This is a genomic window from Streptomyces canus, from assembly GCF_030815415.1.
In the GTDB taxonomy this organism is placed as follows: domain Bacteria; phylum Actinomycetota; class Actinomycetes; order Streptomycetales; family Streptomycetaceae; genus Streptomyces; species Streptomyces canus_F.
Genome location: NZ_JAUSWW010000001.1, coordinates 2346685 through 2368399, shown reverse-complemented (window position 1 = coordinate 2368399; position 21715 = coordinate 2346685). Strand labels below are relative to the sequence as shown.

Genomic DNA, 21715 nt, shown 5'->3' with positions numbered 1-21715 from the left:
GGAGTGGGGGCCCAGGGACCGGGGATCAAGGAACGGCGGTTAGCGTGGAGCGGTGAGTGAGACGCAGACCCCCGCCCTCCAGTACCGCCTCGACGGCCCGGACGACGCCCCGGTCCTCATCCTGGGCCCCTCGCTCGGCACCACGTGGCACATGTGGGACCGGCAGGTTCCCGAGCTGGCCAAGCAGTGGCGGATCTTCCGGTTCGACCTGCCGGGGCACGGCGGCGCCCCCGCCTACCCGGCGGGCTCGGTCGGCGACCTCACCGCCCGGCTGCTCGCCACCCTCGACCGACTCGGCATCCAGCGCTTCGGCTACGCGGGCTGCGCGCTCGGCGGCGCGGTCGGCCTGGAGCTGGCCCTGCGCCACCCGGAGCGGGTCGCCTCGCTCGCGCTGATCGCCGCCTCGCCGAGATTCGGCACGCCGGACGAGTTCCGGCAGCGAGGCGTGATCGTGCGGACGAACGGCCTCGACCCCATCGCCCGTACCTCCCCCGACCGCTGGTTCACCGGCGGGTTCGCCGCCGCGCAGCCCGCGATCACCGACTGGGCCGTGCAGATGGTCCGCACCACCGACCCGGGCTGCTACATCGCCGCCTGCGAGGCCCTGGCGGCCTTCGACGTACGGGCCGACCTCGCCCACGTCGGCGTGCCCACCCTCGTCCTCGTCGGCTCCGACGACCAGGTCACCGGCCCGGCGGAGGCCCGTACGCTCGTCGCCGGCATCCCCGACGCACGGCTCGCCGTGGTGCCGGGCGCCTCCCACCTCGTACCGGTGGAGCAGCCCGCGGCCGTCACCGACCTCCTGGTCCGGCACTTCTCCACGGCCTGGCAGCCCGCCTACGACTCCGCCACCGGGCAGACGGCCATCCCGGCCGCCCCGGTCAAGCCGGTGCTGGCCGCCCCGCCGCAGATCTCCCCGATCGCCGAGATCGCCCCCGCCGTACCGGCGCCCTTCGTGGGCGGGGGACGGCCCGACCCGTACGACGCCGGGATCAAGGTGCGCCGCGAGGTGCTCGGCGACGCGCACGTCGACCGGGCGCTGGCGCAGGCCGACGAGTTCTCCGGCGACTTCCAGGAGTTCGTCACCCGCTACGCCTGGGGCGAGATCTGGGACCGCCCCGGCCTCGACCGCCGCTCCCGCAGCTGTGTCACGCTCACCGCCCTCGTCGCGGGCGGCCATCTGGAGGAGCTCGGCTTCCACGTCCGGGCAGCCCTGCGCAATGGGCTGACCCCGGTCGAGATCAGGGAGGTGCTGCTGCAGGCGGCGGTCTACTGCGGGGTGCCGGCGGCCAACAGCGCGTTCAAGGTGGCCCAGCAGGTCATCCGGGAGGAGACGACTCCCGAGGAGTGACTGCCCCAGCCGGGCAGCGGAACCACCAGGCTGAGCCGCCCCGGCGCCCCTTCCAGGAGGCAGGATGGAAGCCATGAAGCTCACGAAGATGTCGCACGCCTGTGTCCGCCTCGAGAAGGACGGACGCACGCTCGTCCTCGACCCCGGCGGGTTCAGTGAGGCGGACGCCGCGGTCGGCGCGGACGTGATCCTCGTCACGCACGAGCACCCCGACCACTTCGACGAGGAGCGGCTGCGCGCGGCCCTGGAGGCGAACCCGGCCGCCGAGATCTGGACCCTGAAGTCCGTCGCGGAGAAGATCTCCAGTGCCTTCCCGGGCCGGGTGCACACCGTCGGCCACGGCGACACCTTCACGGCGGCCGGCTTCGACGTCCAGGTCCACGGCGAGCTCCACGCCGTCATCCACCCGGACATCCCGCGCATCACCAACGTCGGCTACCTCGTCGACGGCGGCCGCGTGTTCCACCCCGGCGACGCCCTGACCGTCCCCGGCCACACCGTAGAGACGCTGATGCTCCCGGTCATGGCCCCCTGGAGCAAGATCTCCGAGGTGATCGACTACGTCCGCGAGGTCAAGCCGCAGCGGGCGTACGACATCCACGACGCCCTGCTCACCGACCTCGCCCGCCCCATCTACGACAACCAGATCGGTGCCCTCGGCGGCTCGGAGCATCTGCGGCTGGCGCCCGGGGAGAGCACGTCGCTGTGAGTGTCAGTGGCGCCCGGTAGGTTGTCCGGCATGCGCATCGCGACCTGGAACGTCAACTCGATCACCGCCCGCCTGCCGAGGCTCCTGGCCTGGCTGGAGAGCAGCGGCACCGACGTGCTCTGCCTCCAGGAGGCCAAGCTGGCCGAGGAGCAGTTCCCGTTCGACCAGCTGCGCGAGGCGGGCTACGAGGCGGCGGTCAACGCCACGGGCCGGTGGAACGGGGTGGCGGTGATCTCCCGTGTCGGCCTGGAGGACGTCGTCAAGGGCCTGCCCGGCGACCCCGGCTACGACGGTGCCCCCGAGCCCCGCGCCATCTCCGCGACCTGCGGCCCGGTCCGCGTCTGGTCGGTCTACGTGCCGAACGGCCGCGAGGTGGACCACCCGCACTACGCCTACAAGCTCCAGTGGTTCGAGGCCCTCAAGGCGGCCGTCGCGGGCGACGCGGCGGGCAGCCGCCCCTTCGCGGTCCTGGGCGACTACAACGTGGCGCCGACCGACGACGACGTCTTCGACGTGGCCGCCTTCGAGGGCCTCACCCACGTCACCCCGGCCGAGCGCGCCGCCCTCGCCTCCCTGCGCGAGGCGGGCCTGTCCGACGTGGTCCCGCGCCCCCTCAAGTACGACCACCCCTTCACGTACTGGGACTACCGCCAGCTCGGCTTCCCCAAGAACCGCGGCATGCGCATCGACCTCGTCTACGGCAACGAGCCGTTCGCGAAGGCCGTCAGCGACGCCTACGTGGACCGCGAGGAGCGCAAGGGCAAGGGCGCCTCGGACCATGCGCCGGTGGTCGTGGATCTCGACGTCTAGTCACCGCAGCAGACCGAGGTCCACGGACCCGGCGAGCGCCGCGAGACCCGTGTCTCCCGGGTGCAGATGGTCGCCGCTGTCGTACGAGGGCAGCATTCGTGCCGGGTGGTCCGGGTCGCGCACCACGCCGTCGAAGTCGAGGACGCCGTCGAACACACCGGCGTTCCGGATCCAGGCGTTCACCGCGACCCGCTCGCCGTCCACGGCGGCTGTGCAGCGTGCCTCGCCCTCGCAGGGCAGGATCGTCGCGGCCAGCATCCGCAGCCCGCGCGCCCGGCCCCGGTCGGCGATCGCTCGCAGGCCCGCGATCACCACGTCCGCCGTGGCGCCCCACCGCAGGTCGTTGACGCCCTGGAAGACGACGGCCGTACGGACCGACGTCTGCGCGAGGACATCCCGGTCGAACCGGTGCAGGGCGCTCACCCCGCCGGTGTCCGTGGAGACCCCGTCACCGGGATAGCGGTCGGTGACCACACGGTTCGCGGAGATCCCCTGGTTGAGCACCCCGTAGTGCGGGACCACGTCCTGCGCCAGCAGTCGTGTGGCCAGCACATCGGGCCAGCGCCGGTTGGCGTCGACCGTCGACTTGTCCCCGTCCGTGATCGAGTCGCCGAGCAGCACCACGGACCCCGGCCCGCCGCCCACGTCCACCCCGGCCAGCAGCGGCCAGCTCGTCAGGACGGTGGTGTACGCCGTCCCCGAGCCGTCGGCCGTGTGGTCGCCCGCCTCGCTGACGTACGACCGCTGCTGCGCGAGCCGGTGCACGGGCGCCGCCGTCACCGTCCCCGGCAGATGGAAGCTCACCAGCAGATTCGCGTCCGCGGGCACCTCGAAGCCGAGTGGATCGCTGAACACCTGCGCCCCCGCGGGCACCTCGGCACCCGCCGCACCCCGGAAGGCGACCGGCACCGGCACGTCCCGCGCCGCCGCACCGGCCTCCTGGACCGCCACCGTCGCGCTCCCGATCCGCACGGGGGCCGCCGCGAAGGTGTTGTCGAACCGCAGCCGCACCCGCGGCCCGCCCACCGAGGAGTGCACCACCAGCCGCAGCGTCCGCTCGCTCCACGGCCCCATGGCCGGATACCCGGCGGTCGCGGCCGCCCAACTCCCGCTCCAGCCCGCACTGGTGGCCCGCACCGACACCGCGAACACATGCAGGTGAGGCGAGTCGGGCAGCCGTACCGAGGCGACCGGGCGCCCGCGCGTGAGCGGGACGGTCACGACGTACAGCCGTGCCTTCTCGGCGAGTTGACCGCCGGGCGTGTTCACGTGCGGCAGCGCCACCGCCTTCGTGGCGAGCGGGCCGGTGCGCCAGTCGGGGGCGGTGAGCCGGTAGGAGGAGCTGCCGCCGTTCGCGTACGACACCCTGCCCGTACCCGTCACGTCGGTGCCGCCCGTGCCCGCCACCAGGAAGGCGAGCGCGTCGCCCCGGCCGCCGACGCGCACCGACTGCCCGGCGGCCCGTACGTTGTCCGGCGCCCCCGCCTCCCGGCGCGGCCAGGACAGCCGCGCCCCCTGCACGGTCGGCGTCCGGCCGGGTGTCCAGCCCGCCGCCGTGAGGTCCTGGGCCGACAGGGAGGCGCCCGACCCGTCGAAGTCGGCCGCGCCGGGCCGGGCGTCGTCGCTGACCGCCGTGTTGTCGAAGAGCAGCTCCAGCGGCAGCGGTTCGGCTCTCTCCGCTCGCCGCGGGGCACTCGCCTGCACCGGACCGGCCGGCACCAGGACCGCGCACAGGGCGAGGGCGAGCGCGGACATCCGTACACCTCGGCGCACCTGGTTCCCCCGTTCAGCACCGGTCAGGACGAGACGAAAGACGCTCCGTGAAGTTAAGGAGGCACCGGTGGCGCGTCAACGAGTCATGCGTGAACTCGGCGTGAAGTCGCCCCGAATCGACTGCCGGCGCGCGCCTGTGGTGCTGGGGCGTGTGGCAATGACACGCTGGGCATATGAAGATCCCTTTTCTGGGCAACCGGCGCAAGGAACCCGAGGTGCACGACGCCGAGGGCATCGCCGAGCTCCTCTCCGAATGTGAGCTGCTGCGCCACCAGGCGTACCGCAGCGGTGTCCAACTCGACGACACCGTCGCCTCGTTGGAGGCGCTCGACCAGTTGGTGCCGCGGTGGCGGGACGACGCGGAGGTCCTGGAGTGGCTCGGCAACGACGCCGGGCTGTATCTCGGGACGGTGATCGTACGGACCGTGGAGGGGGCGAGCTGGGGGATCCGCTCCGACGGGCAGCCGGTGATCCGGCTCGCCTCCGGCCGGGAGTTCGATGTCGTCGCCGACGGCCATGAGTGGGCGGCGAGTGGGGTGCCCGAACTCTCCCAGTTGTACGCCGAGGTGGCGGAGGCCTAGAGCAGGCGTATAAGCAAGGAGTAAATACGGCTAATGCCCGAAAAGTGCGTGTCGTGTATTAACTCCAGTCTTGTCTGGATAGTTTGCGGCAATCGCGACACAGCTGAGAGTGGGTAGGGCTGGGCATGGCCGTCGATCCGTTGATCGAGCTGCGTGACGTCAACAAGTACTACGGGGAACTGCATGTCCTCCGGGACATCAACCTCACTGTCGGCAAGGGGGAGGTGGTCGTGGTCATCGGCCCGTCAGGGTCGGGAAAGTCGACCCTGTGCAGGGCGATCAACCGGTTGGAGACCATTCATTCCGGTGAGATCCAGCTGGACGGACAGTCGCTGCCGGAGGAGGGCAAGGCCCTCGCGAAGCTCCGCGCCGAGGTGGGCATGGTCTTCCAGTCCTTCAACCTCTTCGCCCACAAGACGGTCCTCCAGAACATCTCGCTGGCTCAGACCAAAGTCCGCAAGCGCAGGAAGGACGAGGCCGACAAGCGGTCCCGTCAGCTTCTCGACCGGGTGGGACTCGCCTCCCAGGCGGACAAGTACCCGGCGCAGCTCTCCGGCGGCCAGCAGCAGCGCGTGGCCATCGCCCGCGCCCTCGCCATGGAGCCCAAGGCCCTGCTGTTCGACGAGCCGACCTCGGCCCTCGACCCGGAGATGATCAACGAGGTCCTGGAGGTCATGCGGCAACTCGCGAAGGACGGCATGACCATGGTCGTCGTCACCCACGAGATGGGCTTCGCCCGTTCGGCCGCCAACCGCGTCGTGTTCATGGCCGACGGCCGTATCGTCGAGGACCGCGCCCCCGAGGAGTTCTTCACCAACCCGAACAGCGAGCGAGCGAAGGACTTCCTCTCCAAGATCCTCACGCATTGACCCGGCGGGAGTGCGACCCATGTTCCGCACCACACGTGTGTGCAAGGACCCGATGGTCGGCCCCCATGCCGGCGACCTCCTCGCGTCGGACCTCTACTACGCTGTGCCGTTCATCCCCGTGGTGACGGTGATCCCGCCGGGGACGCCGCTGCCGGGTGGGGATCCCCCCACGGCCCCGAGACCGTAGGGGGGTGGCAGCTCACAGGGCCATACCCGACCGGCGCCGGCCGGAGATCACTGCTCGCGCAGCGGAATCGACACGTACGACGGGTCGTTCGACGGCGAGGAGAAGGTCAGCCGCGCGCCGGACGGGTTGTGCTCGATGTAGAGCGGGTCGACCGTGTCGACGACCAGGGCGAGACGGTGCCCTGCCGGGACGTCGTAGGCCGTGGAGTACAGCTCCAGGTCGACGCCGAACGGCTTGCCGGGCGTCTGCCCGTGGAAGGTGTACGGCGCGTTGCTGACCAGCTTGCCGAGGCCGAGCGGCCCCACGTCGTACAGATAGGCGACGAGGGTGCCGCTCTCCTTGGTGGGGGTGACCGTGGTGTGCAACTCGGCGGTGCCGCGCACCTGTTGGGCCGTCGCGTACTTCTCCGACTGCCATACGGCCGCCCAGGCGCGGGGGAGCAGGGGGATCGAGGCGACCGGGGGCAGCTTGGCGATCTGGTCGAGGATGCTGGACAGGAGGACGATCCCCCCGTTCGCGCCCGAGTCGACGTTGGTGTGGATCGTGGTGGTGCCGGACAGGGCGAGCTTCTTGCGGGTCGCGCCGACCGACTTCCAGTCCGGGTAGCCCTCGTAGCCGCCCGTGGAGCGGGACTTGAGCCGGACCGGCAGCTCCTTGTCGATGCCGTTGGCCTCGCCCTTGAGGTAGTGGTCGAACCAGCGCTCGGTGTCGGTCCACACGTCGTTGGGCAGCCCCAGCAGACCGGTGAGCTCGGGGATCGCGTGGTCGCCGGGGCGGAACTCCAGTCTCTTGGGACCGGTGAGCTTCTCGTAGAAGTCGGCGTACTGGTTGGGCGAAAAGACCGTGTCGCCCCAGGCGTTGGCCATCATGACCGCCGCGCCGTTCTTGTTCAGCTGATCCACATATGTAGCGGCCGAACGTTTCTTCCCCCAATTGACCATGTCCTGTTCCCTGGACAGGTCGGAGGCGTAGAGATTGTCGAAGATCTCCCGGAGTTCGGCGCTCTGGCGCCCGGTGACCAGGCTCGCGCCGTCGAGGAGGGCCGCGGCCTGGACGTGCTGGGTGCGCCCCGAGTAGATCGAGTCGATCAGGTCGGCCCAGCCGCTGAGGGCGGCGACCGCCTTGACGCGCTTGTCCTGTGCGGCGGTGAGCAGGCTGATGCCGGCTCCGTAGGAGACGCCCGCCATCCCGACGTTCCGGGCGTCGGCCGGGGTGTGGGCGAGGGCCCAGTCGATGACCTTGCGGGCGTCGGCTATGTCGGGCGGGCCCGCCACTTCTATCTCCCCGCCGGACTGCCAGAAGCCGCGCACGTTGTAACTGAGCACCACATAGCCGGAGTTCGCGAGTTTCTGGGCCTGTGCGACGTACTCGACCTGGGGCAGGCCCCAGCTCGTGGGCAGCACGAGCAGCGGATAGGTGCGGCTGCCGTCGGCGCCGGCCGGGGTGATGACGTTCGCCTTGAGGACGGTGCCGCCCTCGCCGGCGATGTCGACGAACCGGACGTCGTTCGTCGCGGCCTGTGCGGCGGGGGCCGTGCCGAGGACCCCACCGGCGATCAGGGTCGCGGAGACGGCGCCCACGGCGGTGGTGCGCAGGGCCTTGCGATGGTGTCCCACGGGTCACTCCTCACTCGTGTCAATGCAAAGTGACCCGACGGTAACCGCGGGTTCTTACCGTAGGTAACCCGTCGGTAAGTTACGCGGCAGTAACGATTGGTGTCATGTGAATGAATTCAGGAGGCGCGATGGGAGTTGCGGGGAGCCGTGGGCGCCGGCAGCGGTGCCTGTGCCGCCCGGGTCACGTCCGCGATCAGTTCGGCGACGTCCGGGCCATACGCCTGGGAGTTGACCACCTTCAGCAGCAGGACGAACGTGTTGTTGCCGTACTTGCGGGACAGCCGCTCGTGGTTGCGGGCCAGGTAGCGGGTCGCGGCCTGGTTGGTGATCGCGGTCTGGCCGCTGAACAGGAAGACGGGCCGGTTCAGGCCGGGCTGCCCCGCGGTGAGCCGGGCCAGCAGCACGTATTCGGACAGGCCCTTCTCCATGCGGTAGCGCTCGCTGCCGATCTGGAAGGCGAGCCGGTCCGGGCCCGGTTCCGGGTCGGTGTTCACCCGCACCCCGGGCAGCATGGCGTGCATATGGGCCGCCATGCGCCGGTTGGATCCCGGGCCGCCGACACAGAACTCCGTGCGTTCCCCGAACCCCTGCCGGGCCGTGTCCTGGGTGATCACCTCGGCGTGCGCGCCGCAGTCCTTGATGAGCGCGGAGAGCTCCAGGAGGGCGAAGACGTCGTAGCGGTGCACGGCGAGGTCCGTGCTGCCGGCGTCGCGGTTGACGACGAGGACGGACTCGGAGTTGTCCGGCAGCCCGAAGAAGGCCTGCTTCTTACGGAGCTTGCGCTTCCACAGATAGGTGCGGGCCACCCAGCCGAGGGCGGCGCTGATGCCGGCCGCGACCACGCCCAGGACGATGTTGCGCACGTCGTCATTCATGGGCGCGCATGGTAGCGGGCCGACATGGCTGGTACGTACCCGTGTTCGAAGTGTGGCGTTCTCGTGGCAGGTGCCCTGAATGGGGCTGTCGGGCCCCTGGTGTTGTGGTTACGCTGCGCGGACGGTCCCGGCCTGGAGGTACGCATGCGTCGCCCTGTCGCGCGGAAGCTTCTCGTCCTGGCGGTTTCGGCCGCCGTGGTGTCGGTCGGGGCGACAGCTCCGCCAGGGAGCTCCCCGGCCTCTCCGGCACCGCAGAAGGTGCCCGTCGCCGTCGGCTACGGCGGTGCCGTCGCGAGCGTCGACCTCGACGCCTCCTCGGCCGGCATCGAGGTGCTCAGGAAGGGCGGCAACGCGGTCGACGCCGCCGTCGCCACGGCCGCCGCGCTCGGCGTCACCGAGCCCTACTCCTCCGGCATCGGAGGGGGCGGCTACTTCGTCTACTACGACGCCAAGTCCCGCAAGGTGCACACCATCGACGGCCGGGAGACGGCGCCGCTGACGGCCGGCTCCGACCTGTTCGTCAAGAACGGCAAGGCGATCGCCTTCGCGGACGCCGTCAGCAGCGGGCTGAGCGTCGGAACTCCGGGCACCCCCGCCACCTGGGCGACGGCGCTCGGCAAGTGGGGCAGCAAGAGACTCGGTACGGTCCTGAAGCCCGCCGAGCGGATCGCCCGCGACGGGTTCACCGTCGACGACACCTTCCGCACACAGACCGCCGCCAACGAGACCCGGTTCCGCTACTTCCCGGACACCACGAAGCTGTTCCTGCCCGGCGGACAGCTCCCGGTCGTCGGCTCCACCTTCAAGAACCCCGATCTCGCCCGCACCTACGAGGAGTTGGGCAGGAAGGGCGTCGACGCCCTCTACCGCGGCGCCCTCGGGGACGAGATCGTCGACACCGTGAATGACCCGCCCGTGGACCCGGCCTCCGGCTGGAACGCCCGCCCCGGCGAGCTGTCGGAGAAGGACCTCGCGGCCTACCGCGCGAAGCTCCAGGCGCCCACGAAGACCTCCTACCGCGGACTCGGCGTCTACTCCATCGCGCCCTCCTCCTCCGGCGGCACGACCGTCGGTGAAGCCCTCAACATCCTGGAGAACACCGACCTCTCGAAGGCGAGCGAGGTCCAGTACCTGCACCGGTACATCGAGGCCAGCCGCATCGCGTTCGCGGACCGGGGGCGCTGGGTGGGCGACCCGGCCTTCGAGGACGTACCGACGAAGGAACTGCTGTCGCAGAAGTACGCGGACTCCCGCGCGTGCCTCATCAAGGACGACGCGGTGCTGACGAGCCCGGTCGCGCCGGGAGACCCGCGCCGTCCGGCGGCCTGCGCCAGTGGGGGAACGGCGGCGCCGACGACGTACGAAGGCGAGAACACCACGCATCTGACGGTGGCCGACAAGTGGGGGAACGTCGTCTCCTACACGCTGACCATCGAACAGACCGGCGGCAGCGGGATCACCGTGCCGGGGCGTGGGTTCATTCTGAACAACGAGCTGACGGACTTCTCCTTCGTCCCGGCCAACCCGGCCGTCCACGACCCGAATCTGCCGGGTCCCGGCAAGCGGCCGCGCTCCTCGATCTCGCCGACGATCGTGCTCGACCGGCACGACAAGCCGGTCGTGGCGCTCGGTTCACCCGGCGGGGCGACCATCATCACCACCGTGCTGCAGACGCTGACGCGGTTCGTGGACCGGGGCGAACCGCTCGTCGACGCGATCGCCGCGCCGCGGGCGAGCCAGCGGAACGCCGCGCAGACGGAGCTGGAGCCCGCGCTCTTCAACGACACGAGTCCCGGCAGCCTCAGGTCCCGGCTGGAGGCCATCGGGCACTCGTTCAGGCTGAACCCCGAGATCGGTGCGGCGACCGGTGTGCAGCGGCTGCCCGACGGGAAGTGGCTCGCGGCGGCCGAGACGGTACGACGAGGCGGCGGCTCGGCGCAGGTGGTGCACCCGGCGCCGTAGTCACAGCTCAGGGGCGGGCGTCTCGTCCCGCGTACGGAACGCGAGATGCCCGCCCTCCACGTCCACCGTCACCCGGCTGCCCTCCTTCACACGGCTGTCCAGCAGCAGTCGGGACAGCTCGTTGTCCACCTCCCGCTGGATCGTGCGGCGCAGGGGACGGGCGCCGTACTCCGGCTGGTAGCCGCGCTGGGCGAGCCAGTCGACGGCCGTGTCCGTGAACTCGACCGTGATGCCCTGGGCCTGGAGCATGCGGCGGGTCCGGTCCAGGAGCAGGTTCGTGATCCGGCGGAGCTGCTCCTGCGTCAACTGCCGGAAGGCCACGATCTCGTCGATGCGGTTGAGGAACTCCGGGCGGAAGTGCTCGCGCAGCGGCCGCAGGATCTGTTCGCGCCGGGCCTCCTCGTCGGCCTCGGCGCCGCCCGGGCCGAAACCGATACCGGCGCCGCGGCGGGTGATGGCCTCGGAGCCGAGGTTGCTGGTCATCACCACGACCGTGTTGGTGAAGTCGACCGTGCGGCCCTGGGAGTCGGTGAGGCGGCCGTCGTCGAGGACCTGGAGGAGGATGTTGAAGACGTCCGGGTGCGCCTTCTCGACCTCGTCCAGCAGCAGGAGCGAGTACGGGTGCCGACGGACGGCCTCGGTGAGCTGCCCGGCTTCCTCGTGGCCCACGTATCCGGGCGGGGCGCCGATCAGACGGCTGACGGTGTGGCGTTCCTGGTACTCGCTCATGTCCAGGCGGACCATGCGCTCCTCGCTGCTGAACAGGGCCTCGGCGAGGGCGCGGGCCAGCTCGGTCTTGCCGACGCCGGTCGGGCCGAGGAAGAGGAAGCTGCCGATGGGGCGGTCGGGGCTGGCGAGCCCGGCGCGGGAGCGCATGACGGCCTCGGCGACCACGCTCACCGCCTCCTCCTGGCCGACCACGCGCTGGTGGAGGTGCTCCTCCAGGCCGAGCAGCCGTTCCTTCTCCTCCTGGGTGAGGCTGGCGACCGGGATGCCCGTCTGCCGCGACACCACCTCGGCGATCGCCTCCGCGGTCACCTCCAGGTGCTGTCCCTCGTCGGCCTCGTCGTGCCCGGTGGCCTCGCCGATACGCTGCTTCAACTGCGTGATGCGGTCGCGCAGTTGCATGGCCTGCTCGTACTTCTCGTCGGCGACCGCCTGGTCCTTGTCCCGGGCCAGCTGCTCGACCTCGCGCTCCAGGGCCCGGACGTCCGTGCCCTTGGTGCGGGCCCGCAGCCGTACCCGGGCGCCGGCCTGGTCGATGAGGTCGATGGCCTTGTCGGGCAGCCGGCGGTCGGTGAGATAGCGGTCGGACAGCTCCACGGCGGCCACCAGCGCCTCGTCGGCGTAGCGGACCTGGTGGTGGGCCTCGTAGCGGTCGCTCAGGCCGCGCAGGATCTCCAGGGCGTCCGCGACGGACGGTTCCGGCACCAGGATCGGCTGGAAGCGGCGGGCCAGTGCCGCGTCCTTCTCGATCCGGCGGAACTCCTCCAGGGTGGTCGCACCGACGATGTGCAGTTCGCCGCGGGCCAGGGCGGGCTTGAGGATGTTGCCGGCGTCCATCGAGGCGGCCTCACCGCCGCCGCCCGCGCCGACGACGGTGTGCAGTTCGTCGATGAAGACGATCAACTCGTCGGAGTGGGCGCGGATCTCGCCCACGATGTTGGTGAGCCGCTCCTCGAAGTCGCCCCGGTAGCGGGTGCCCGCGACCACCCCGGTCAGGTCCAGGGCGACCACGCGCCGCCCGGTCAGCACGTCCGGCACATCGCTTTCGGAGATCCGCTGGGCGAGCCCCTCCACGATGGCGGTCTTGCCGACCCCCGCGTCGCCGATCAGCACCGGGTTGTTCTTGCCGCGCCGGGAGAGCACCTCGATGGTCTGCTCGATCTCCTCGTCGCGGCCGATCACCGGGTCGATCCGGCCCTGCCGGGCCAGCTCGGTGAGGTCACGGCTGTACTTGTCGAGGGTCGGGGTGCCGGTGGCGCGGGGCGCTTCGGTGCGCGGCTGTCCGGCGTCCGGTGCCGTCTCGGGCGGCAGGGGCGAGGGCGCGAAGTGGGCGGAGTTGAGGATGTGCCCGGCCGCGGAGTCGGGGTTGGCGGCCAGCGCGCTGAGGACGTGCTCGGGGCCGATGTAGCCGGTGCCGCGGGCCCGGGCCAGGTCGTGCGCGTCCAGCAGGGCGCGCTTGGCGGCCGGGGTCAGGGAGAGCGAGGTCGGCGGCGGGACCTCGCCGGGCGGGTGCTGCACCGGGCCGGACCGTTCGTCGATCTCCTCGGCGAGTTCGTCGGGGTCCGCGCCGGCCCGGCTGAGCAGGCTCCGGGTCGGCTCGGCGGACAGTGCCGCCCGCAGCAGATGCTGGGTGTCCAGATCCCGGCTGCCGTGCTCGGCGGCGTACTGGGCGGCACCCCGGACCAGTTCACGGGCGGGCCGGCTCAGCAGCCGGCCGATGTTGATCTGCCGGGGTCCGGGCCGGGGTCCGCCGAAGAACCGGGCGAGGAACTCGCCGAAGGGGTCGTAGCCTTCCGATCCATTGAAGCCGCTGGTCATGGCCGTTCCCATCCGGCCTCCCCGCAGGGCCCGGGGACGCCTCGCCGATCGACGTGCCGGGGCCGGGTAACCCACGTGGCAGTCGGCTACACCTCTGACCCGTCCTCGCCCGGACGACCCACCTGTGCCGCGGGCCAGGTGTACTCCACCTCGCCCACCACGAGGTCCGGGGCCAGCCGCAGCGGGCGCTCGGCCGTGCGCAGGCCGCCTTGGCCCTCGTAGAACACGATCGCACGATCGTTGCCCCGCAGCACCTCCAGGAAGACGTCCCGGCCCGGGTGCGCGGCGGCCGCCCAGGCGAAGCCGCGGCGCAGCAGGCTCCGGCCGAGACCGGTGCCGACGCGGTCCGGGCGGACATGCAGGTTGTTGACGTGGACACGACCGTCCGCCGCGGTGCGCAGGTAGATGAAACCGTGCAGCTCACCGTCCTCGTACGCGACGAGAAGCAGCCGGCCGGGGCCGAGCGAGGCCGTCCTGGCCCGCCATTGCTCGCGGTGCTCCTCGGCCACCGGGCCGTGCAGATAGGAGGCGGGCAGGAGCGCGGCGTACGCACTGCGCCAGCTGGCCGTGTGCAGCGCGGCGATACGGTCGGCGTCGGCGGCGGTCCCCGGTGCGATCGGCATGGGGCAGGGTAACTCCCGTCCGCGGCAGCCCCGTACGCCCGTCGACCACCCCCGGCCCGGCCTGGCTGGGGGAGGGATTGGCAGATGACCTGCGGTTCCGGTTCTGCGGTGGGACGGATCTGCCAGTCCCTCGCCTCTGGGGACGCCGGGCGTCAGTCCGCGCGTGCCGTCAGGATCCTCGGGCCCGTTTCCGTGATCGCCACCGTGTGTTCGGCGTGTGCCGCGCGTGAGCCGTCGTTGGTGCGCAGGGTCCAGCCGTCCGCGTCCGCGTGGTAGCCGTCCGTGCCGCCGCCGATCAGCATCGGCTCGATCGCCAGGACCATGCCGTGGCGCAGCTTCATGCCGCGGCCGGGGCGCCCTTCGTTGGGCACCCCCGGGTCCTCGTGCATCCGGCGGCCGATGCCGTGTCCGCCGAAGCCGTCCGGGATGCCGTACCCGCCCTCGCGGCACACCGTGCCGATCGCGTGCGCGATGTCGCCGATGCGGTTGCCGACGACGGCGGCCGCGATACCGGCGGCGAGGGCCCGCTCCGCCGTCTCGATCAGGCGCACGTCGGCCGGGCGCGGTGTGCCGACCGTGAAACTGAGCGCCGAGTCGCCGACCCAGCCGCCCAGTTCGGCGCCGAAGTCCATCGAGACCAGGTCGCCGTCACGCAGCTTGTAGCGGGTCGGGATGCCGTGCACGATCGCGTCGTTCACGGAGGCGCAGAGGACGGCCGGGAAGGCGGTCGGCGCGAAGGAGGGCCGGTAGCCGAGGAAGGGCGAGGACGCGCCCGCCTCCCGCAGCACGTCGTGCGCCACCTCGTCCAGCTCCAGCAGGGAGACGCCCACGTCGGAGGCCTTGCGTACGGCCGTGAGGGCACGCCCCACGACCTGACCGGCCTCGTGCATGGCGTCGATCGATGTGTCCGTCTTCAGCTCCACCATGCCAATTACTATACCGGTATTAGAATGGTGTCATGGTACGCACCCCACTGACCCAGGCAGAGCGTGAACGCGGCGAGCGGCTCGGCCGGTTTCTGCGCGAGGCCCGCGGCGGCCGCAGCATGGCCGATGTCGCGGCACGTGCGGGCATCTCCGCGGAGACCCTCCGGAAGATCGAGACCGGCCGGGCGCCGACGCCCGCGTTCTTCACGGTCGCCGCCCTGGCCGGAGTGCTGGGGCTGTCCATGGACGACCTCGTGGTGCGGAGTGTGCTGGTGGCCGCCTGACGGGGGGGGCGGGGCGCACAGCGTCGGACCGCCCGGCCGGGGATCTTTGCGCCCGGTTCGCAAAGCTGCTGTAGCCGCGCCGTAACACAACTGGTGTTTTCTACGGACCGGAGTACTCCGGTCTGGCGGGAGTTGTGCGATGGCAGTGGATCAACTCCCGGGTCGGGTGCGCGAGTTCGCGAACTACCTGAACGGTCTGCTGGCGCGCCTGGACCAGGGCGGCGGCTGGTGCGCGGTGTTCTGGCAGCGCGACCCCGACGGCATGCGGGCCTGTCTCGAGGGGCGTGAAGTGCCGCCCTGGGACGTGGTGGAGGCACTGCTGCAGGACCTGGCCACCGAGTACGGTCCGGGCGCCGCCACCGCCGAGGCCGAACACGCCAGGGCCCTGCATGCCGCGGCGCTGTCCGCGTTCGACGCCCGGCCAGGCGGCCGGGACGCCCTCGGTGACCGGCTCGACGTCATGCTCCGCGAACAGCGGTACGCCGCGGAACGCCAGGCACAGTTGGGTCATGCGCTGGCCGCCGCCACCTCCCGGGAACAGGCCGACGCCCTCCGCCTCGACCTCGCCTGGGCCCGCGACGACCACGAACGGGCGACCGTCCGGTGCGCGGAACTCCGGTCCCGGATACAGCAATTGGACCACCGATCGGCGGAGGGCCGGGCCCGGGCGATCCACCGCGGCCGCATCGGCGGTGTGTTCCGCATCGAGAACGAGTACGGCCCGGACGACGCGGACCGGCAGGGCGGCCGGGCCCCGGACATGCCGCAACAGCGCGACGCGGGTACGGCCGCGGAGGCGGCGGTCCGGCACGAGGACGCGGGGTGGGGGGACGGGTGGGGCGGGCAGGATGCCGGTTCCGCGGCCGGCGCTCACGACGCTCCGGAAGCCGCCGGGGGACCCGGGTGGGCCAGGACGCCGGTCACGGACACCGTCGACGCGCCGCCCGCCGCCGAACCCACTCCCAAGCAGCGCAGACGCCGCCGCGGCGGCGCCCGCTTCGCCGGGATCGCCGAGGAGGAGACCGCCCCCGTCGCCGTACCGCCCGCCGCCGAGCCCGCCCCGCCCCCGCCCGCGGCCCGCACCCGCCGTACTCCGCGAGGTGCCCGGTTCGCCGGGGCCGCGGACGAGCCCGAGGTGCGGCCGGAGCCGCAGACCGAGCCGGTGGACGCGGGGTCCGGGCGGGAGGTCGTCCAGATGGTCGAGACGCTGGTGCGGCTGCGTGCGGAGGGACGCAGCGGTGAGGCGCACGCGCTGCTCGTCGAGGCCGCCCACTGGCCCGCCGCCCGCTTCCCGCGGCTCGCCGGCGAACTCCAGCGCGCCGGGCTCGGGCACGACTGGGCGAGCCTGCTCTGGGAGGCCGCCTCGCTGCCCGCCGACCGGCTGGTCGCCGCGGCGGACGCGCTGGTCGAGGCCGGGCGCGGCGGCGACGGGGAGCAGATCCTGCGCCAGGGCGTGGCCCGGCCCGCCGAGGAGATCGGCGCCGCCGTACTGGGCCTGACCGCCGAGGGCCGCCGCCGCGAGGTGCGGGCGCTGCTCGACGCCTACGTCCGCGTCCGTACCCCCGAGGAAGCGGCCCGCAGTGCCGCACCCGGCCCGGCGACCCTCGTACCCCTGCTGCTGGAGGCCGCCCGGGGTGTCTCGGAGGAGCGCCACTGGGACCTCGTCCACGCCCTGAGGGTCGCGGGCTTCACCGCCTGACCGGGCGGGGCCGATCACCCACGAGAGTGTGAAACGTGATCGACTCAGCGGGTTAACGGCGATGGTCTTGGCAAGGCTGCCGGGGAGGCTTACTTTCGACCCTCTACGGCCTGTGTCTACGGGCGTAGAGGCTCTGAGGTCCCGTCGAAGGAGCAGCTCATGGCCAACGTCGTACGTGCCGCCCTGGTCCAGGCCACCTGGACCGGCGACACCGAGTCCATGGTGGCGAAACACGAGGAGTACGCCCGGGAGGCGGCCCGGCAGGGTGCGAAGATCATCGGGTTCCAGGAGGTCTTCAACGCCCCCTACTTCTGTCAGGTCCAGGAACCCGAGCACTACCGCTGGGCCGAGCCGGTGCCCGACGGACCGACCGTCGTTCGTATGCAGGAGCTCGCCCGCGAGACCGGCATGGTGATCGTCGTACCGGTCTTCGAGGTCGAGCAGTCCGGCTTCTACTACAACACCGCGGCCGTGATCGACGCGGACGGCACCTTCCTCGGCAAGTACCGCAAACACCACATCCCCCAGGTCAAGGGCTTCTGGGAGAAGTACTACTTCAAGCCGGGCAACGTCGGCTGGCCCGTCTTCGACACCGCCGTGGGCAAGGTCGGCGTCTACATCTGCTACGACCGGCACTTCCCGGAGGGCTGGCGGCAACTCGGCCTCAACGGCGCCCAGCTCGTCTACAACCCGTCGGCCACCCACCGCGGGCTCTCCTCCCACCTCTGGCGCCTGGAACAGCCCGCCGCGGCCGTCGCCAACGAGTACTACATCGCCGCGATCAACCGCGTCGGCGTCGAGGAGTACGGCGACAACGACTTCTACGGCACGTCGTACTTCGTGGACCCGCGCGGCCAGTTCGTGGGGGACACCGCCAGCGACAAGGGGGAGGAACTCCTCGTCCGCGACCTGGACTTCGACCTCATCGAAGAGGTACGGCAGCAGTGGGCCTTCTACCGGGACCGACGGCCCGACGCCTACGAGGGGCTGGTGCAGCCGTGACCGACAAGGACCTGCTGGGCCGCCACCGGTCCGTCCTGCCCGACTGGCTCGCCCTCTACTACCGGGACCCGCTGGAGATCACCCACGGCGAGGGCCGCCACGTCTGGGACGCCGCGGGCAACAAGTACCTCGACTTCTTCGGCGGCATCCTGACCACGATGACCGCCCACGCACTGCCCGAGGTCACCAAGGCGGTGAGCGAACAGGCCGGGAGGATCATCCACTCGTCCACGCTCTACCTCAACCGGCCCATGGTGGAACTGGCCGAGAGGATCAGCCAGCTGTCCGGCATCCCGGACGCCCGGGTCTTCTTCACCACCTCCGGCACCGAGGCCAACGACACCGCCCTGATGCTCGCCACCACCTACCGGCGCAGCAACACGATCCTGGCGATGCGCAACAGCTACCACGGCCGTTCCTTCAGCGCGGTCGGCATCACCGGCAACCGCGGCTGGTCCCCGACCTCGCTCTCCCCGCTCCAGACGCTGTACGTCCACGGAGGCGTACGCACCCGCGGCCCCTACGCCTCCCTCGGCGACGACGAGTTCATCGCGGCCTGCGTCGACGACCTGACCGACCTGCTCGGCCACACCCGCCCGCCCGCCGCCCTGATCGCCGAGCCCATCCAGGGCGTCGGCGGCTTCACCTCACCGCCGGACGGCCTGTACGCCGCCTTCCGCGAGGTGCTCGCCGAGCGCGGCATCCTGTGGATCGCCGACGAGGTGCAGACCGGCTGGGGCCGCACCGGCGACCACTTCTGGGGCTGGCAGGCACACGCCTCCTCGGGGCCGCCCGACATCCTCACCTTCGCCAAGGGCATCGGCAACGGCATGTCCATCGGCGGGGTCGTGGCCCGCGCCGAGATCATGAACTGCCTGGACGCCAACAGCATCTCCACCTTCGGCGGCACCCAGGTCACCATGGCGGCCGGCCTCGCCAACCTGTCGTACCTCCTGGAACACGACCTCCAGGGCAACGCCCGCCGGGTCGGCGGGCTGCTCATCGAGCGGCTGCGGGCCGTCACCGCGCAGATTCCCGGCGTACGGGAAGTGCGCGGGCGCGGGCTGATGATCGGCATCGAGCTCGTCAGACCCGGGACCGACCAGGCCGACCCGGACGCCGCGTCCGCGGTCCTGGAGGCGGCCCGCGAGGGCGGGCTGCTGCTCGGCAAGGGCGGCGGCCACAACACCAGCGCCCTGCGGGTCGCCCCGCCCCTGTCCCTCACCGTCGCGGAGGCCGAGGAAGGCGCCGCGATCCTCGAGAACGCTCTGAGGAGCATCCAGTAGCAATACCGACAGCAGGACAGAGCAAGGGAACGCCCGCCATGACCACCGCCTTGGACCACCTGGAACCGGCCCTGTCCGTACGCCAGGTCCTCACCCTGGAACGGGTGCTCGCCGGGGAACCCGAGGTGGTGGCCGGCGCGGCCCAGCTCGACCGGGCCGTGCGCTGGGTGCATGTCGCCGAGGCACCCGACGTCGGCGTCATGCTCACCGGCGGGGAGATGGTCCTCACCACCGGCGTGCTGCTCGCCGGTGACGAGGGCGCCCAGGCCGAGTACATCCAGTCCCTGCACCGCGCGGAGGCCGCCGCGGTCGTCCTGGGCCTCGGGCGGGCGTTCCCGGCCCCGCCGGACGTGATGCGGCGGGCCGCCGAGCGGTGCGGGCTGCCCATGGTCGTCCTGCACCGGCCCTTCCCCTTCGCCGAGCTGACGGAGGAGGTGCAGTCCCGGCTGGTACGGCGGAAGTTCGCCGCCGTCAGCCTCTCCGAGGCCGTCCGCACCAGCCTCACCGGGCTCATCACCGCCGGCGCCCCGCTGCAACGGCTCCTCGACGACGTCGCCCAGCACAGCGCCTGTCCGGTCGTCGTCACCAACCTCGCCCACCGCGTCCTCGCCACGGCGGGGGAGCGGCCGGCCGTGGACGACGTGCTGCGGGACTGGGAGCGCATCGCCCGCCAGGCCGGCGGCAGCGAGGGCGACGGCTGGATCCGGGCCGAGCTGGGCGGACGCGGAGAGCGGTGGGGCCAGATCCTGCTGTGCGGGTACCGCGGGGACACCGCCACCGGACGGCTGCTCGCCGACCGGGCCGCCGAGGCCCTGGTCCTGCACCGCATGCTCGCCGGGAACTCCGCCCACACCTGGGAGGAGCAGTCCGCTCAGAGCCTGCTGACCGACCTGGTCAGCGGGGTCGTACCGGCGAGACAGCTGCTGCCGCGGGCGCGGGCGGCCGGACTGCCCGTCAACCGGCGGACCTTCGTGCCCCTGGTCGTCAGGGACGGTGATCCGGCCGAACTCGACCGCGTACTACGGCTGTTGGGGCTGCCCGGCATCGTCGCCGAGCTCGCCGACGGGGCGACCGCCGTACTGCTGAGCCTGGCCCGGGACCAGGACGCCGCGGTCCTGACGGCGAACTTCGCGGCCCGGCTGACGGAGACGGTGGTGGCGGCGGCCGACCCCCGCACGGACTGGGACGACGTACCCGCCGGAATGCGGGAGGCCCGGCATGTCGCGGACGCCGTCGCCTCCGGAGTGCTCGACCTCCCGGCCGTCGTGCGCCTCAAGGACGTTCATCTGCGCGGTCTGATACGGCTGTTGCGCGACGACCCGCAGGTGCAGTCCTTCGCGGAGCGGGAACTGGACGGACTGCTGCGCGGGGCGGGTGAGGGCCTGCTCGCCGTCCTGCGGACGTATCTGGCCACCGGCCGCAACAAGTCCCGCACCGCCCAGCTCCACCACGTCTCGCGCCCCGCGCTGTACCGGCGCCTCGAAGCGATACAGACCCGGCTCGGGGTGGACCTCGACGACTTCGAACAGGCCGCCTCGGTGCACATCGCGCTCCTGGCGCACGACGCGCAACAGGGCTGAAACATGCCACGACCTGGGAAAACGGCGGTGAAACATGGGCCCACGACAAGGTGACACCGTGGCACGCCGAGCGCCCGCAGACGTGACACCGTGCAACTCAAAGCCTGCTTTCGGACTTTCTAGCCTTCTCGCACACCTAGCGACCGGAGGTCCCGATGAGCAGAGTGATTCGTGCCGCCCTTTTCCAGACCGCGTGGACGGGCGACAAGGAGTCGATGATCCAGGTACACGAGCAGGCGGCCCGCGACGCGGCCGCGCAGGGTGCTCAGGTCCTGTGCTTCCAGGAGCTGTTCTACGGGCCGTACTTCTGCCAGGTCCAGGACAAGGCGTTCTACGAGTACGCCGAGCAGATCCCGGACGGGCCGATCGTCAAGCGATTCCAGGCGCTGGCCAAGGAGTTGGGCATCGTCCTCGTCCTGCCGATGTACGAGGAGGAGCAGCCCGGCGTCCTCTACAACACCGCCGCCGTGATCGACGCGGACGGCTCGTACCTCGGCAAGTACCGCAAGCACCACATCCCGCAGGTGCCGGGCTTCTGGGAGAAGTTCTACTTCCGCCCGGGCAACAGCGGCTGGCCGATCTTCGACACCAAGGTCGGCAAGATCGGCGTCTACATCTGCTACGACCGCCACTTCCCGGAGGGCTGGCGGGCGTTGGGCCTCGCGGGCGCCGAGATCGTCTTCAACCCCTCGGCGACCTCACGCGGCCTGTCCGCCTATCTGTGGCAGCTGGAGCAGCCGGCCGCGGCCGTCGCCAACGAGTACTTCGTCGGCGCGATCAACCGGGTCGGTGTCGAGGAGCTCGGCGACAACGACTTCTACGGGACGACCTACTTCGTCGACCCGGAGGCGCAGTTCGTGGGCGAGGTGGCCTCCGACAAGGAGACCGAGCTCGTCGTCCGCGACCTCGACCTCAACAAGCTCCGCGAAGTGCGCGACCGCTGGCAGTTCTACCGCGACCGCCGTCCCGACGCGTACGCCCCGCTGACCGCCCCGTAACCGTCCTGGACCGCCGTCGGTCCACAGGGGGTGTCTTGTG

The 21715-nt window shown here is 71.5% G+C and carries 19 protein-coding genes; 13 read left to right on the top strand and 6 right to left on the bottom strand.

Annotated elements, in window-relative coordinates:
- Positions 1-52: 52 nt before the first annotated feature.
- The 3 genes from pcaDC (at position 53) to QF037_RS11055 (ending at position 2870) form a co-directional block, all read left to right on the top strand.
- On the top strand, positions 53-1351 hold the full coding sequence (pcaDC, locus tag QF037_RS11065; RefSeq protein ID WP_307024096.1) for a bifunctional 3-oxoadipate enol-lactonase/4-carboxymuconolactone decarboxylase PcaDC: 1299 nt from the start codon (positions 53-55) through the stop codon (positions 1349-1351).
- Between the two features lie 73 nt (positions 1352-1424).
- Positions 1425-2060, top strand: coding sequence for an MBL fold metallo-hydrolase (locus tag QF037_RS11060; RefSeq protein ID WP_307024094.1), 636 nt, complete (start codon positions 1425-1427; stop codon positions 2058-2060).
- 30 nt (positions 2061-2090) lie between these two features.
- Positions 2091-2870 carry an exodeoxyribonuclease III gene (locus QF037_RS11055; RefSeq protein ID WP_307024093.1) on the top strand — a complete coding sequence of 260 codons (780 nt, stop codon included), beginning with the start codon at positions 2091-2093 and terminating at the stop codon, positions 2868-2870.
- On the opposite strand, the gene QF037_RS11050 is transcribed toward QF037_RS11055, so the two are convergent.
- Positions 2871-4625, bottom strand: a complete 1755-nt coding sequence (locus tag QF037_RS11050; protein ID WP_307024091.1) for an SGNH/GDSL hydrolase family protein — start codon at positions 4623-4625, stop codon at positions 2871-2873.
- A 191-nt stretch (positions 4626-4816) separates the two neighbouring features.
- On the opposite strand from QF037_RS11050, the gene QF037_RS11045 reads away from it, so the two are divergent.
- The 3 genes from QF037_RS11045 (at position 4817) to QF037_RS11035 (ending at position 6280) form a co-directional block, all read left to right on the top strand.
- Entirely contained in the window at positions 4817-5224 is a 408-nt protein-coding gene (locus QF037_RS11045) for a DUF6278 family protein (RefSeq protein ID WP_307024089.1), read from the top strand.
- Positions 5225-5349: 125 nt separating this feature from the next.
- A complete protein-coding gene (locus QF037_RS11040; RefSeq protein WP_307024087.1) occupies positions 5350-6093 on the top strand; it encodes an amino acid ABC transporter ATP-binding protein in 744 nt (247 codons plus the stop codon).
- A gap of 19 nt (positions 6094-6112) precedes the next feature.
- Positions 6113-6280 carry a hypothetical protein gene (locus QF037_RS11035; protein WP_307024084.1) on the top strand — a complete coding sequence of 56 codons (168 nt, stop codon included), beginning with the start codon at positions 6113-6115 and terminating at the stop codon, positions 6278-6280.
- A 47-nt stretch (positions 6281-6327) separates the two neighbouring features.
- Here the strand turns inward: QF037_RS11035 and QF037_RS11030 are convergent, their stop codons facing one another.
- Positions 6328-7896 carry a CocE/NonD family hydrolase gene (locus QF037_RS11030; RefSeq protein WP_307024082.1) on the bottom strand — a complete coding sequence of 523 codons (1569 nt, stop codon included), beginning with the start codon at positions 7894-7896 and terminating at the stop codon, positions 6328-6330.
- Between the two features lie 116 nt (positions 7897-8012).
- The gene (locus tag QF037_RS11025; RefSeq protein WP_307024080.1) at positions 8013-8771 is read right to left on the bottom strand and encodes a hypothetical protein; all 759 of its coding nucleotides are present in this window, start codon (positions 8769-8771) and stop codon (positions 8013-8015) included.
- 144 nt (positions 8772-8915) lie between these two features.
- Between QF037_RS11025 and ggt the strand changes: the two genes are divergently transcribed.
- A complete protein-coding gene (gene ggt, locus QF037_RS11020; RefSeq protein ID WP_307024079.1) occupies positions 8916-10733 on the top strand; it encodes a gamma-glutamyltransferase in 1818 nt (605 codons plus the stop codon).
- Here ggt and QF037_RS11015 read toward each other — a convergent pair whose 3' ends face one another.
- From QF037_RS11015 to map, 3 genes are all read right to left on the bottom strand, one after another.
- Complete coding sequence (locus QF037_RS11015) at positions 10734-13277, bottom strand: ATP-dependent Clp protease ATP-binding subunit (RefSeq protein ID WP_307037117.1); 2544 nt, start codon at positions 13275-13277, stop codon at positions 10734-10736. It abuts the gene before it with no gap.
- 86 nt (positions 13278-13363) lie between these two features.
- Complete coding sequence (locus QF037_RS11010) at positions 13364-13900, bottom strand: GNAT family N-acetyltransferase (RefSeq protein ID WP_307024077.1); 537 nt, start codon at positions 13898-13900, stop codon at positions 13364-13366.
- A 152-nt stretch (positions 13901-14052) separates the two neighbouring features.
- Positions 14053-14826: a type I methionyl aminopeptidase gene (map, locus tag QF037_RS11005; protein WP_307024076.1), complete on the bottom strand. Its 774-nt coding sequence runs from the start codon at positions 14824-14826 to the stop codon at positions 14053-14055.
- A 32-nt stretch (positions 14827-14858) separates the two neighbouring features.
- On the opposite strand from map, the gene QF037_RS11000 reads away from it, so the two are divergent.
- The 6 genes from QF037_RS11000 to QF037_RS10975 all read left to right on the top strand — a co-directional run bounded on the left by QF037_RS11000 (position 14859) and on the right by QF037_RS10975 (position 21675).
- Positions 14859-15110, top strand: a complete 252-nt coding sequence (locus QF037_RS11000) for a helix-turn-helix domain-containing protein (protein WP_307024075.1) — start codon at positions 14859-14861, stop codon at positions 15108-15110.
- Between the two features lie 139 nt (positions 15111-15249).
- The gene (locus QF037_RS10995) at positions 15250-16809 is read left to right on the top strand and encodes a hypothetical protein (RefSeq protein WP_307024073.1); all 1560 of its coding nucleotides are present in this window, start codon (positions 15250-15252) and stop codon (positions 16807-16809) included.
- Positions 16810-16968: 159 nt separating this feature from the next.
- Entirely contained in the window at positions 16969-17811 is an 843-nt protein-coding gene (locus QF037_RS10990; RefSeq protein ID WP_307024071.1) for a nitrilase-related carbon-nitrogen hydrolase, read from the top strand.
- Positions 17808-19097, top strand: coding sequence for an aspartate aminotransferase family protein (locus QF037_RS10985; RefSeq protein ID WP_307024069.1), 1290 nt, complete (start codon positions 17808-17810; stop codon positions 19095-19097). Before QF037_RS10990 ends, QF037_RS10985 begins: the two co-directional genes overlap by 4 nt.
- A 38-nt stretch (positions 19098-19135) precedes the next feature.
- The gene (locus QF037_RS10980; protein WP_307024067.1) at positions 19136-20677 is read left to right on the top strand and encodes a PucR family transcriptional regulator; all 1542 of its coding nucleotides are present in this window, start codon (positions 19136-19138) and stop codon (positions 20675-20677) included.
- 155 nt (positions 20678-20832) lie between these two features.
- Positions 20833-21675 (top strand): nitrilase-related carbon-nitrogen hydrolase, encoded by an 843-nt coding sequence (locus QF037_RS10975; protein WP_307024065.1) that lies wholly within the window; start codon positions 20833-20835, stop codon positions 21673-21675.
- Positions 21676-21715: the final 40 nt, after the last annotated feature.